Below are 12,154 nucleotides of genomic sequence, written 5' to 3'. Positions count from 1 at the left end.
GCCGTAAAAAAAGCTTCATCGCCAGCGCGACTGTTCAATCGGGTCACACCCGAAATCTTGCTTCACCAGCCGAAAGTTGCCAATTGAAAACTGCCAATGAAGCCTCTGCACACAGGAGTTATAAATAAAGAAGCGAGTGATGTTCGGTGCCCAGGCACATCGACATACCGCCTCACAGTGTTAGGCTTTGCCCCGAATCCTGCGCGCTGTGAAGGAAGGTTTATGTTGAAGTTACTCGCTCTGCTCACGCTCCTGGCGTCCACCGCCGTCCACGCTCAAGCCCCGCTGCACACCGATCTGCCGCTCAAGTACCTGGAGCAGGCCCACGCTGAATCCCGCAACCAACCCCTGGTGATTTTCTTGCACGGTTACGGCAGTAACGAGCAGGACCTGTTCGACATCAAGGATGAATTGCCGCCGCAGTACAACTACCTGTCGGTGCGGGCGCCGATGACGATGGAAGAGGGCAGTTACCAGTGGTTTCGCCAGAAGGGCGAGGGCGCCTATAACGGTGAGACGGACGACTTGAAGGCCAGCGGCCAGGTGCTGCGGGATTTTGTCGCACAAGCGGCGAAGAAATATCACACCGAAGCGGACAAGGTATTCCTGGTGGGTTTCAGCCAAGGCGCGATGATGTCCTACGAGGTCGCGTTGCGTCATCCCGACGCAGTGGGTGGAATTGCGGCACTGAGCGGGCGAATTCTGCCGGTGCTCGAATCCGAACTCAAACCGGATGAAAAACGCCAGCAGCTGGCGATTTTCATCGGTCATGGCACCGCCGACAAACTCCTGCCCTACAACGACGGTACTGATGCCGACAGCCTGTTGCAGCGCCTGTCACTCAAGCCCGAATTTCACGCCTATCCGGGTGTCGGTCACAGCATCAGCGCCACCGAGATGCAGGATTTGAGCGCCTGGTTGCAGCGCCTCAATCCCTGAACCGGTCGGGTTTATTTGCCGCTGACGATTTGTTTCACCAGTGTTTCGTGGCCGGTTTTGTCGTTGGGGCGGGAAATGATCTGAACGATGGCCATGCGCGTGCCGGAAGCGGCCATCAGCGTGCTGTCCAGCGTCATGCCACCGCCCTGGGTGGCGGTGCTGTCGATCTGCCGAAGACCCAGGCCCGTGCCTTTCTGGGTCAGGCTTTTTTCGCTGGTTTTGTTGAAATCCGGCAAGGCGTTGCGTTGCTCTGTGGCGAACGCGGACACAGTGGCGTCAAGGAACTCACCGTCGTTGTCCTTGACGTTGGCGCCGCCGGGGATGGTGTTTTCAGCGGCGATCACCACGGTTTTGGTGATCTGGTTGGTATACATCGTGCCAGTCGCCCCGGCAGTGCCGGTGGCCGCATCGCCGGCCGGCAGCGGGTTGGCGATGAAACCCTTGGGCAGGGTGAATTTGAACTTGCCGCCGAGCATCGAGACTTTCTGGGGCGGCGCTTTGTCACTGGCAGTGGCCTTGGCCGCCTGCGCATTCAAGGCACCCAGGCTGGTAGCCGCCATCAGCAGCAGAACAACGGCTTTTTTACTCAACAATGACATTCAAACTCTCCGTGGGAAGATCCGCGCTTTGATGGCGATCATCCCACGGATCGCGATCTGTAGCAGCTGCCGCAACCTGCGTTTGTTGTAGCAGCTGTCGAGCTCGCGAGGCTGCGTTCGGCTACAGCGTCTACACCGGAATGCGCGGAACGTCTAAGCTGCGCGCCTCCACCTGTTGACGGATGCTTGCGTGAAATTCAGTTTGCCCAAAGTCGGCACTGCGCCGTTTTGCCCTCCGGAAGTAGCCGGCACTGTTGCCGTTGACCCGAGTGCGTCCTTCTTTAAACGCGTCCTGCGTTTTGCCGGCCCCGGTTTGCTGGTGTCCATCGGCTACATGGACCCGGGCAATTGGGCCACGGCCATCGAGGCCGGTTCGCGGTTTGGCTACAGCCTGTTGTTCGTGGTGTTGCTGGCGAGCCTGGCGGGAATGGTGGTGCAGTGTTTGTGTTCGCGTCTGGGCATTGCCACCGGGCGTGACCTGGCGCAACTGTCCCGCGAACGCTACAGCACGCGAACCGCACGGACCCAATGGTTGCTGGCGGAAATTTCGATCATCGCCACCGACCTCGCCGAAGTGCTTGGCTGCGCGCTGGCGTTCCATTTGCTGTTGGGCTGTTCGCTGACATTTGGCATCGCGCTCACAGCGTTCGACACGCTGCTGGTATTGGCACTGCAGAACCGCGGCTTTCGCCGGCTGGAGGCGATCATGCTGGTGCTGGTGGGCACTATCGGTGCGTGTTTCTTCGTCGAGCTGTTGCTGATCAAACCTTACTGGCCGGACGTCGCCCGTGGTTTCACACCGTCACTTTCGGCTATTGGTGATGCCGCGCCGTTGTACCTGGCCATCGGTATTCTCGGGGCCACGGTGATGCCGCATAACCTCTATCTGCACACCTCAATCGTGCAGACCCGGATGATCGGCAAGGATCTGGCCAGCAAGCAGGACGCGGTGAAACTGGCGCGCATCGACACCATCGGCTCTCTGGCCTTGGCGCTGCTGGTCAACGCGGCGATCCTGATTCTCGCCGCGGCGGCCTTCCACAAGACCGGACACACCGACGTGGTGGACATTCAGGATGCCTATCACTTGCTCGACCCGTTGGTGGGCGGAGCATTGGCCAGTGTGCTGTTCGGCGTGGCGTTGCTGGCGTCAGGACAGAGCTCGACCTTCACCGGCACCATTGCGGGCCAGGTGATCATGGAAGGCTACCTGAACCTGCGACTGCCTTGCTGGCAACGGCGGTTGATCACTCGCGGGCTGGCGCTGATCCCGGCGTTCATCGGTGTATGGCTGATGGGCGACGGGGCGATCGGCAAACTGTTGGTGTTGAGCCAGGTGGTGCTCAGCCTGCAACTGCCGTTCGCGTTGTATCCGTTGATTCGCATGACCAACGATCAAAAGCTCATGGGGCCGTTGGTGAATCGACTGCCAACACGGGTGTTGGCGTGGGGGCTGTTTGCGGTGATCAGTGGGGCGAACAGCTGGTTGATCCTGCAGTTTGTGGCCTGACTCGGGAGGGGTGTTGCCGATCTGGAACCTGGTGAAATTTGCCTGAGGGCAGGACAAAAAAACCAATTTGTGGCGAGGGAGCTTGCTCCCGCTTGAGTGCGTAGCACTCACAAAATCTGCGAAAAATACCGAGATTTTGGGGCCGCTGCGCAGCCCAACGGGAGCAAGCTCCCTCGCCACAGGGTGTTGGATTACGCCCGTTCGATGGCCAGTGCTACGCCTTGGCCTCCACCGATGCATAACGTCGCCAGGCCTTTTTTGGCGTCACGCTTGATCATTTCATGCAGCAAGGTCACCAGCACCCGGCAACCCGAGGCACCGATCGGGTGGCCCAGGGCAATGGCGCCGCCGTTGACGTTGACCTTGTTCAGATCCCATTCCAGATCCTTGGCCACCGCCAAAGATTGCGCGGCGAAGGCTTCGTTGGCTTCGATCAGGTCCAGTTGATCGATGGACCAACCAGCCTTGTCCAGGCAACGACGAGTGGCCGACACCGGGCCGATGCCCATGATCGCCGGGTCGACGCCCGCGTTGGCATAAGCGGCAATCTTCGCCAGCACTGGCAGCCCCAGCGCCTTGGCTTTCTCCGCACTCATCAGGATCACCGCAGCGGCGCCGTCGTTCAGCGAAGAGGCGTTGCCAGCAGTCACCGAACCGTCTTTCTTGAAGGCCGCTTTCAGTTTGCCCAGGGAGTCGGCGGTGGTGCCGGCGCGAGGCTGTTCATCGGTGGCGAAGGACAGCGGATCGCCCTTGCGCTGCGGGATCAGGATCGGCGTGATCTCATCGGCAAACCGCCCGGCTTCGATGGCGGCCACGGCTTTCTGCTGAGAAGCGGCAGCAAAGGCGTCCTGTTGCTCACGGGTCAGGCTGTATTTCTCAGCCAGATTCTCAGCGGTGATGCCCATGTGGTAATCGTTGAACGCATCCCACAAACCGTCGCTGATCATCGTGTCGACGATCTGTGCGTGGCCCATGCGCAAACCGGTGCGGGCGCCCGGCATGACGTAATTGGACAGGCTCATGTTTTCCTGGCCGCCAGCAATGATCACTTCGGCATCGCCGCAGCGAATTGCCTGAGCCGCCAGATGCAGCGCTTTCAGGCCCGAGCCGCAGACCTTGTTCAGGGTCATGGCCGGCACGGCGAAGGGCAGGCCAGCCTTGATCGCGGCCTGACGCGCCGGGTTCTGGCCGGCACCTGCGGTCAGTACCTGGCCCATGATCACTTCATCGACTTGCGCCGGGTCCAGCCCGGTCTGCGCCAGCAACTGGCGGATCACCGCAGCACCGAGGTCAACTGCGGACACATTGGCCAACGAGCCCTGGAAGCTGCCGATGGCAGTGCGAGTGGCGGCAACAATCACGACTTCTTGCATGGAAAAATTCCTCACTGGGCAGCGAACTGCATTTCCGGGACGTGGTCAGGCACGATCAGTTTACCAGCGGTCTTGGCGACGATTTCCTCGACGCTGACGCCCGGCGCGCGCTCTTTGAGAATGAACGCACCGTCCTGGATTTCCATGTAGGCCAGGTCGGTCAGCACACGTTTGATGCAACCTGCGCCGGTCAGCGGCAGGCTGCAACGCGACAGCAGTTTCGACTCGCCGTCCTTGGAGGCGTGGGTCATGGTGACGATGATGTTGTCCGCACCGGCCACCAGGTCCATCGCGCCGCCCATGCCCTTGACCAGTTTGCCGGGGATCATCCAGGAGGCGATGTTGCCTTCGACGTCCACTTCGAATGCGCCCAGCACGGTCAGGTCGATGTGGCCGCCGCGAATCATCGCGAAGGACTCGGCGGACGAGAAAATCGACGCGCCAATACGCGCGGTCACGGTTTGCTTGCCGGCGTTGATCATGTCGGCGTCGACTTCGGCGTCGGTCGGAAAGGCGCCCATGCCGAGCAGGCCGTTTTCCGATTGCAGCATGACTTCCATGCCTTCAGGGATGTAGTTGGCGACCAGGGTCGGGATGCCGATGCCGAGGTTCACGTAGTAGCCGTCCTGCATTTCGCGGGCGACGCGCTGAGCCATTTGTTCGCGGGAAAGTGCCATTGTTGTTATTCCTTCATTCGGTCCGGGGGCAGGGGATCACTTACGCACGGTGCGCTGTTCGATGCGCTTTTCGAACGTGCCGCAAATGACCCGGTCGACGTAGATGCCAGGGGTATGGATCTGCGACGGGTCCAGTTCGCCGGGTTCGACGATTTCTTCGACTTCGACCACGGTGATCTTGCCGGCAGTGGCGGCCAGCGGGTTGAAGTTCTGGGCGGTGTGGCGATAGACCACGTTACCGAAATGGTCGGCTTTCCAGCCTTTGACGATGGCGAAGTCACCGGTGATGGACTCTTCCATCAGGTACTGGCGGCCCTTGAATTCGCGGACTTCCTTGCCGTCGGCCACCGGAGTGCCGACGCCAGTGGCCGTGAAGAACGCCGGGATGCCGGCACCGCCTGCGCGCATTTTCTCGGCGAGGGTGCCTTGAGGGGTCAGGTCGACTTCGATTTCGCCGCTCAGCAGTTGCTTCTCGAACAGCGCGTTTTCGCCGACGTAGGACGCCACCACCTTGCGGATCTGCCGGTCTATCAGCAGCACACCGAGGCCGAAACCGTCGACGCCGCAGTTGTTGGAGACCACGGTGAGATCACGCGTGCCGCGGTGCTGGATCTCGGCGATGAGGTTTTCCGGAATCCCGCACAAGCCGAAGCCGCCGGAGATCACGGTCATGCCGTCTTCAAGACCTGCCATCGCTTCCTCGTAGGAATACACGCGCTTGTCGAACCCTGCCATATGCACCTCTTTTATTCTTTGTGGGCGGCTGGCTAGCCGGATGGGGAGGGAGTGTCTCGCCGGAGGATTTATTTGTTAAGTTGATTTTTAAGGTTGATTGATAGATAAAACTCACCAATGTATTACGTTGGAGACACCGGCCATGACCGTCAAACAGATCCGCGCATTCCTGGCCGTGGCCCAGAGTTTGAGTTTTGCCGTGGCGTGCGAGCGGCTGCACCTGTCCCAGTCGGCGTTGAGCCTGACCATCAAGGCGCTGGAGGAGGGGTTGGGCGGGCGCTTGTTCACGCGCAATACCCGCAACGTCGCACTGACCGCCGAAGGCGAATCGCTGCTGCCACTGGCTCGTCGATTGATTGCGGACTGGGACAATGCCGAGGATGAACTGCGACAACGCTTCACCCTTCAGCGCGGCCGTGTGACCCTGGCGGCAATGCCGTCGTTTGCCGGTAACCTGCTGCCGCCGATTCTCAAGACCTTTCGCGCGCGTTATCCCAAGGTCAACGTCACGGTGAACGACGTGATCAACGAGCAGGTGCTGGAAATGGTTCGCGACCGTCAGGTGGAATTGGGCGTGGCGTTCGAACCGACCCAGAGTTCGTCGCTGGAATTTACCCCGTTGTACATCGACCGGTTTGTGGCGGTGGTGCCCCTCGATTCACCGCTGGTGGAGCTGGACGACATTGATTGGCAGACCTTGCTCAAGGAACCGTTCATTACGTTGCAGCGACCATCGACGGTGCGGGTGATGCTCGAAGAGCACTTGCAGGCGCGGGGCATGAAGTTGCCGGTGGAATTTGAAAGCCATCAATTGGCAACAGTCGGGCGGATGGTGGCCAGCGGATTGGGTGTGAGCGCGGTGCCGGCATTGTGCGCCGGGCAGATGCGCGAGCTGGGCGCGCGTTGCATTACCCTGCGCGATCCGGTGGTGGAGCGGGCGATCGGGGTGCTGACGACGGGGCAAGAACTGTCGGCGGCGGCGCAGGCGTTGTTCGATATTCTCAAGGCCGAAAACCTCGGCGAGCGCCTGTCCACGCAGTAAATGTGGGAGCGGGCTTGCCCGCGATGGCGGTGTGTCAGGCGACATCCATGTTGACTGTACCTGCCCCTTCGCGGGCAAGCCCGCTCCCACAGGAATGGGTTTCGCCAGTGGCTGGCGGGATCACTCCTTATTTACGCGCCTCCAGTATCAGGTTGAACGGCGTTTCCGTGGCCCGCCGGAACTGGGTGAATCCAGCCTCGGTGAAGACCTTGCGCAACCGTGCCTCACCCGCCTGGGCACCGAGCCCGAGGCCGACTTCCTGGGACAATGAGTTGGGTGTGCAAATAAAAGTCGAGGCGGCGTAGAACAGTCGTCCGACCGGAGTGGTGTTGGCATCGAGCGTATCGTTGGCGAAGGGCTCCACCAGCAGCACCGAACCATCGGGTTTGAGCGATTCATAGGCATGTTTTGCGGCGCCGACCGGGTCACCCATATCGTGCAGGCAGTCGAAGTAGCAGACCAAGTCATAGTCGTCGCCCGGATAGCTCTTGGCGGTGCCCTGGAAGAACCGCGCCCGGCCTTCCACACCACCTTCTTCGGCGCGCTGGGTGGCGACGGTGACCGAAGGCGCGTGGTAATCGAAACCGACGAACCGTGAATTCGGAAACGCCTGGGCCATGATCACGGTCGAGGCGCCGTGGCCGCAGCCGATGTCCGCCACTTTCGCGCCGGCCTCCAGTTTGGCGACCACTCCATCAAGGGCCGGCAGCCATTCGCTGACCAAATGCGCCTTGTACCCTGGGCGGAAAAACCGTTCCGTGCCGCTGAACATGCACGGATGGTGATCGCCCCAAGGCAGGGCGCCGTTGCCGCGCATGGCGTTGACCAGTTTGTCCTTGTCATGGAAAAACGATGCAACCACTCCGATACCGCCCGCCACATAGACCGGTGAATCTTCGATCGCCAGCGCCAGGGCTTGCTCTTCGGGCAGGCGGAACTGGCCGTCGCGGTGTTCCATGTAACCGGAGGCGGCGTGGGCGCTGAGCCATTCACGCAGCAGACGGGTGTTGCAGCCGGTTTTCTCGGCGAGTGCTTCGGGGGTGACTGGCTGGCTGTCGGCCATGGCCCGGTACAAGCCAAGTTCTTCGCCGAGAATGACGTTGGCGAGCATCGCCGCGCCACCCATGTCGTTTACCAGTTTGCCCATGAAATCATTGAGCCTGGCCTCGTCCATCACGTGTGCTCCTTCAGCAGGATCACGGTCCGGAGGCATTGTTTGTCGAGGCGTGCACCTCTGGACGGTGGTCGTGGAAATGAACAGGACGATAACCGCGTCCTGGATCCCCCGGATGGGGGTAATCATTGAGTTTAGTTCGTGTATCCCACTGTATCTGACTGCCTGTCCGATACAGTGGCCTGAGAAGAGCGGTGTTTGTGACACAGACCCGACACACCACGGCGCTTGACTGGGCCTGCCGGCCGGCACTGAGTTTTCAGACGCTGGAGACCGGATCCCAGGATGAGATTGACACCATGCAGACTCCCCTCACATCAGCGAAGGCGACCGTCGGGCTAGGCTTGCGCCGCGGTTTAATGAAGGACCTTCAAGCCGCCCCGGTGGGCGCTTTCGACTTTCTGGAAGTCGCGCCGGAAAACTGGATCGGCATCGGCGGCGCTCACGGCGCGGCGTTTCGCGCCCTGGCCGAGCGCTATCCGTTGTCCTGTCACGGCTTGTCCTTGTCTTTGGGCGGGCCGGCACCGCTGGACGTGGGGTTCTTGCAAGAAGTGCGGGTTTTCCTCGATCACTACAAAGTGCCGCTGTACAGCGAACACCTGAGCTACTGCAGCGATGAGGGTCATCTTTACGATCTGCTGCCATTGCCGTTTACCGAAGAAGCGGTGCATCACGTTGCTGCCCGAATTCGCCAGTCCCAGGACATTCTCGGTCGGCGCCTGGCCGTGGAAAACGTGTCCTACTACGCCGCGCCGCAGCAGGACATGGATGAACTGACGTTCACTAACGCGGTGTTGCGTGAAGCCGATTGCGACCTGTTGCTGGACATCAACAATGTCTACGTCAACTCGATCAATCACGGCTTCGATCCGCAGACGTTTCTGGCGGGCATCGACACGGGGAGGGTGGTCGCCATGCATGTGGCGGGGCATTTCGATGAGTCTGACACGCTGAAAATCGACACCCATGGCGCCTCGGTCAAACCGGTGGTCTGGTCGTTGCTGGCCGAGGCGTATGCGCGCTTCGGTGTGCGACCGACGCTGCTGGAGCGGGATTTCAACTTTCCGGTGTTCTCTGAATTGGTGAGTGAATTGCAGACCATTCGCCGCCTGCAAGGTGATGGGGTGAGCCGTGGATAAACCGACGCTGTATCAGCAGCAAGAGACATTGACCCGCTACCTGCGTGATCCCGATCACTGTGCGCCACCCGCCGAGATGGACGTGGTACGGGCACAGGTTTATCGCGACCTGGTGTTCTCAAATTTGTCGTCGTTGCTCAGCGGGACTTTTCCGGTGCTGGTGAAGATTCTCGGCGATGATCATTGGCGTGCATTGGTGCGGACATTTCTGCGGGACTACCGCGCTCGCACGCCAAAATTCGGCGAGATCGCCCAGGAGTTTGTCGAGTTTCTGGCTTCTGAGCCGCTGGCGTTGAGCGATGGAGCATGGCCGCCATTCATGGTCGAGCTGGCGCATTACGAATGGGTCGAAATGGCGCTGCAACAATCCGACGCCGAGCCGTTGCCGGCCAGAGATGCCGCATTACTGCTGGATCGACCGTTGCAGGTTTCGCCGCTGGCCTGGCCATTGGCGTATGGCTGGCCAGTGCAGTTGGTGGGGCCTGATTGCCGTCCGGACACGCCGCCAGTTCAGCCGACATTGCTGTTGGTTCGTCGATCCGAGGACTGGAATGTGCGCTTCTCCGAACTGAGCCCGTTGGCGTGGCGGTTGTTGCAGCGGATCGGGGAATTTCCTCAGCTCAATGGCCGAGCGCAGCTGGAAGGGCTGGCGGTGGAGGCGGGAATGGTTGGGTCTATGGAGTTTATCGACAGCGGATTGGCGTTGTTGCGGCAGATGCGCGGGGAAGGGGTGATCGCCATCGCCGCCTGACCGCACACAATCCCCCAAACACCCAATATCCCTGTGGGAGCGAGGCTTGCCCGCGAAGGCGATGGGTCAGCCAACATCAATATTGGATGTGCTGGCCTCATCGCGGGCAAGCCCACTCCCACAGGGGACGTGGGTGTTTGTCAGGTCTTCGGCAACTTGAGCTCCGCACACAACCCACCGCCCTCGCGATTGCTCAAGGTCAGCGCCCCGCCAATCGCCAGCGCCAATTGTTGCGCAATTGCCAACCCCAAACCGGTCCCCCCCGTACTGCGATTACGCGAATTTTCCACGCGGTAGAACGGCTGCATCACCTGCGCCAATTCCTCTTCGGCAATCCCCGGCCCACGGTCCATCACTTTCACCGACAAGCTGCCATCAGCCTTCGTTTCCACCCACAGCTCTGCCGCGCCGGCGAATTTCAGCGCGTTGTCTATCAGGTTCACCAGCACCCGTCGCAAAGCATGCGGCCGGGTGTTAATCACGGCTGCGCTTTTGCCGTCGAGCTGCACGTCTTTACCCATGTCCTGATAGTCGAACACCAGGCTATCGAGGAATGAATCCAGATCAGTACGACGACTTTCCTCGGTGGCACCATGAATGCTGCGGGCATAGGCCACGCCTTCGCGTACCAGGTGTTCCATCTCGCCGAGGTCGTTCCACAGTTTGTCTTTCTCGCTGGAGTCATCCATGAATTCGGCACGCAGTTTCATGCGGGTGATCGGGGTTTGCAGGTCGTGGGAAATTGCCGCCAACAGTTGCATGCGCTCCTTGAGATAAGCCGCAATACGCGCCTGCATCGCATTGAAGGCCCGGGCGGCATAGGCGACTTCGATCGGGCCTTTTTCGTCCAGGTGTATGGCGTGGGTGTTGGGGTCGAGGGTTTCCACCGCTTGGGCGAGGCGGGTGAGTGGGCGTATGGCGATTCTCACGGCCAGCCAGGTGCAGGCAATCATCAGCGCCAATTGCCCCAGCAATACCGCCGGCAACCACGGCGACAACGGCACCATCGAAGGCCGCACGTCGAGGGTGACAGGGCTGCCGTCCTTCAATTTCAGGTGGGCCTGAAAGTGTTTTTTCGGGCCGGGGATGTCGGTAAAGGTCAGCGGGTAATCATGGCCGATGGCGTCCTGAATCGAGGTCACTGCAATCGGCACATCGCTGGCTGCCATCGGCGTGCCCGGCAAGCCTTCATTCAGCAGATAGCCATAGTTGGTGCGCTCCAGACGCTGCAGCCAGTTCACACGCTCATCGGCGGGCAAACGGTCGAGGATGGCGAGGGAGGTCGAGACATCGGTTTCCAGATTGCCCAACATCGTATTTTTCGCACTTTCGTAACGCTCGTAGTACTGAGCGCCAAAGGACAGCGCCTGGGCCAGGATCAGGCCAATCAGGAAAATCAGCGACAGCCGCGAGGCCAGTGTGCGAGGCCAGTGCAGCGCAAGGTTCATGACGGCGCACCGAGCACTTCTACTGGCAGGGAAAACACATAACCTTCACTGCGCACGGTCTTGATGTAGGCCGGTTCCCGGGCATCGTCGAGCAGGCGCTGACGCAAGCGGCTCACCAGCAAATCGATGGAGCGGTCGAACAGATCGGCATCGCGGCCTTGAGTCAGGTTGAGCAATTGGTCGCGATTGAGCACCCGCTGAGGATGATCGAGGAACACCCGCAGCAAGCGATATTCCGCGCCGCTGAGGGCGACCATGGTGCCGTCCTCATCCAGCAGATGCCGGGCCGAGGTGTCCAGGCGCCAGCGACCAAACGCCAGCAGGCGACCGCTTTCGGTGATCACCAGGTTCGGCGGCAGCATCCGCGTGCGTCGCAGCACAGCGTTGATACGGGCGAGCAATTCACGGGCGGCGAACGGTTTGACCAGATAGTCGTCGGCGCCCATTTCCAGGCCGATGATGCGGTCGGTTTCATCGTTGCGAGCGGTGAGCATCAACACCGGCGTGGCTTTGTGTTTGCCGGCGCGCAACTCGCGGCAGAGCACCAGGCCATCGTCGCCCGGCATCATGATGTCGAGCACGATCAGGTCCACCGGCGTGGACTCCAGAAACGAGCGCATCTGCCGTCCATCCGCCACCACGGTGGTGCGCAGGCCGTTCTTCTTCAGGTAGTTGCCTACCAGTTCCCGGATCTCGCGGTCATCGTCCACGATGAGAATGTGATCGACGTGTTCCATGGTGACCAAGCCTCTTGAATGGGAGTTGTC

The 12,154-nt window shown here is 60.6% G+C and carries 12 protein-coding genes; 5 read left to right on the top strand and 7 right to left on the bottom strand.

Features of this window, described 5'->3' with window-relative positions; translation table 11 throughout:
* Positions 1 to 222: 222 nt before the first annotated feature.
* Positions 223 to 939, top strand: coding sequence for an alpha/beta hydrolase (locus tag ACZ3HH_RS16055; protein WP_465805789.1), 717 nt, complete (start codon positions 223 to 225; stop codon positions 937 to 939).
* An 11-nt stretch (positions 940 to 950) separates the two neighbouring features.
* Here ACZ3HH_RS16055 and ACZ3HH_RS16050 read toward each other — a convergent pair whose 3' ends face one another.
* Positions 951 to 1,538 (bottom strand): DcrB/PsbP domain-containing protein, encoded by a 588-nt coding sequence (locus ACZ3HH_RS16050; protein ID WP_465805788.1) that lies wholly within the window; start codon positions 1,536 to 1,538, stop codon positions 951 to 953.
* Positions 1,539 to 1,728: 190 nt separating this feature from the next.
* Between ACZ3HH_RS16050 and ACZ3HH_RS16045 the strand changes: the two genes are divergently transcribed.
* Positions 1,729 to 3,048 (top strand): Nramp family divalent metal transporter, encoded by a 1,320-nt coding sequence (locus ACZ3HH_RS16045; RefSeq protein WP_465805787.1) that lies wholly within the window; start codon positions 1,729 to 1,731, stop codon positions 3,046 to 3,048.
* 191 nt (positions 3,049 to 3,239) lie between these two features.
* Here the strand turns inward: ACZ3HH_RS16045 and ACZ3HH_RS16040 are convergent, their stop codons facing one another.
* From ACZ3HH_RS16040 to ACZ3HH_RS16030, 3 genes are read right to left on the bottom strand one after another with little or no spacing between them, the layout of a single operon-like run.
* Entirely contained in the window at positions 3,240 to 4,421 is a 1,182-nt protein-coding gene (locus tag ACZ3HH_RS16040; RefSeq protein ID WP_465805786.1) for an acetyl-CoA C-acetyltransferase, read from the bottom strand.
* An 11-nt stretch (positions 4,422 to 4,432) separates the two neighbouring features.
* The gene (locus ACZ3HH_RS16035) at positions 4,433 to 5,098 is read right to left on the bottom strand and encodes a CoA transferase subunit B (RefSeq protein WP_367371957.1); all 666 of its coding nucleotides are present in this window, start codon (positions 5,096 to 5,098) and stop codon (positions 4,433 to 4,435) included.
* A 36-nt stretch (positions 5,099 to 5,134) separates the two neighbouring features.
* A complete protein-coding gene (locus tag ACZ3HH_RS16030; protein ID WP_465805785.1) occupies positions 5,135 to 5,833 on the bottom strand; it encodes a CoA transferase subunit A in 699 nt (232 codons plus the stop codon).
* A 142-nt stretch (positions 5,834 to 5,975) separates the two neighbouring features.
* Here ACZ3HH_RS16030 and ACZ3HH_RS16025 point away from each other — a divergent pair, with 142 nt between their 5' ends.
* Positions 5,976 to 6,875 (top strand): LysR substrate-binding domain-containing protein, encoded by a 900-nt coding sequence (locus ACZ3HH_RS16025; RefSeq protein ID WP_465805784.1) that lies wholly within the window; start codon positions 5,976 to 5,978, stop codon positions 6,873 to 6,875.
* 127 nt (positions 6,876 to 7,002) lie between these two features.
* On the opposite strand, the gene ACZ3HH_RS16020 is transcribed toward ACZ3HH_RS16025, so the two are convergent.
* Entirely contained in the window at positions 7,003 to 8,049 is a 1,047-nt protein-coding gene (locus tag ACZ3HH_RS16020) for a class I SAM-dependent methyltransferase (RefSeq protein WP_465805783.1), read from the bottom strand.
* Positions 8,050 to 8,348: 299 nt separating this feature from the next.
* Between ACZ3HH_RS16020 and ACZ3HH_RS16015 the strand changes: the two genes are divergently transcribed.
* Complete coding sequence (locus ACZ3HH_RS16015; protein WP_465805782.1) at positions 8,349 to 9,188, top strand: HvfB family MNIO-type RiPP peptide maturase; 840 nt, start codon at positions 8,349 to 8,351, stop codon at positions 9,186 to 9,188.
* Positions 9,181 to 9,939, top strand: coding sequence for an HvfC family RiPP maturation protein (locus ACZ3HH_RS16010; RefSeq protein WP_465805781.1), 759 nt, complete (start codon positions 9,181 to 9,183; stop codon positions 9,937 to 9,939). The genes ACZ3HH_RS16015 and ACZ3HH_RS16010 overlap by 8 nt, the downstream gene beginning before the upstream one ends.
* Positions 9,940 to 10,079: 140 nt before the next feature.
* On the opposite strand, the gene ACZ3HH_RS16005 is transcribed toward ACZ3HH_RS16010, so the two are convergent.
* Together ACZ3HH_RS16005 and ACZ3HH_RS16000 are read right to left on the bottom strand one after the other, a co-directional pair.
* On the bottom strand, positions 10,080 to 11,387 hold the full coding sequence (locus ACZ3HH_RS16005; protein WP_465805780.1) for an ATP-binding protein: 1,308 nt from the start codon (positions 11,385 to 11,387) through the stop codon (positions 10,080 to 10,082).
* Positions 11,384 to 12,124 carry a response regulator gene (locus ACZ3HH_RS16000; protein ID WP_007896007.1) on the bottom strand — a complete coding sequence of 247 codons (741 nt, stop codon included), beginning with the start codon at positions 12,122 to 12,124 and terminating at the stop codon, positions 11,384 to 11,386. The genes ACZ3HH_RS16005 and ACZ3HH_RS16000 overlap by 4 nt, the downstream gene beginning before the upstream one ends.
* Positions 12,125 to 12,154: the final 30 nt, after the last annotated feature.

The sequence above is a fragment of the Pseudomonas sp. PME37.24/025 genome (assembly GCF_055556615.1).
The sequence above is the reverse complement of the archived record's forward strand: the minus strand, read 5'-3'. Positions and strand labels throughout refer to the sequence as shown.

What these genes read in the sequence shown, in the direction of transcription:
- ACZ3HH_RS16040 (WP_465805786.1), bottom strand. Translation starts at nt 4,421, where the DNA reads ATGCAAGAAGTCGTGATTGTTGCCGCCACTCGCACTGCCATCGGCAGC.
- ACZ3HH_RS16035 (WP_367371957.1), bottom strand. Translation starts at nt 5,098, where the DNA reads ATGGCACTTTCCCGCGAACAAATGGCTCAGCGCGTCGCCCGCGAAATG.
- ACZ3HH_RS16005 (WP_465805780.1), bottom strand. Translation starts at nt 11,387, where the DNA reads ATGAACCTTGCGCTGCACTGGCCTCGCACACTGGCCTCGCGGCTGTCG.
- ACZ3HH_RS16025 (WP_465805784.1), top strand. Translation starts at nt 5,976, where the DNA reads ATGACCGTCAAACAGATCCGCGCATTCCTGGCCGTGGCCCAGAGTTTG.
- ACZ3HH_RS16050 (WP_465805788.1), bottom strand. Translation starts at nt 1,538, where the DNA reads ATGTCATTGTTGAGTAAAAAAGCCGTTGTTCTGCTGCTGATGGCGGCT.
- ACZ3HH_RS16030 (WP_465805785.1), bottom strand. Translation starts at nt 5,833, where the DNA reads ATGGCAGGGTTCGACAAGCGCGTGTATTCCTACGAGGAAGCGATGGCA.
- ACZ3HH_RS16015 (WP_465805782.1), top strand. Translation starts at nt 8,349, where the DNA reads ATGCAGACTCCCCTCACATCAGCGAAGGCGACCGTCGGGCTAGGCTTG.
- ACZ3HH_RS16000 (WP_007896007.1), bottom strand. Translation starts at nt 12,124, where the DNA reads ATGGAACACGTCGATCACATTCTCATCGTGGACGATGACCGCGAGATC.
- ACZ3HH_RS16020 (WP_465805783.1), bottom strand. Translation starts at nt 8,049, where the DNA reads ATGGACGAGGCCAGGCTCAATGATTTCATGGGCAAACTGGTAAACGAC.
- ACZ3HH_RS16055 (WP_465805789.1), top strand. Translation starts at nt 223, where the DNA reads ATGTTGAAGTTACTCGCTCTGCTCACGCTCCTGGCGTCCACCGCCGTC.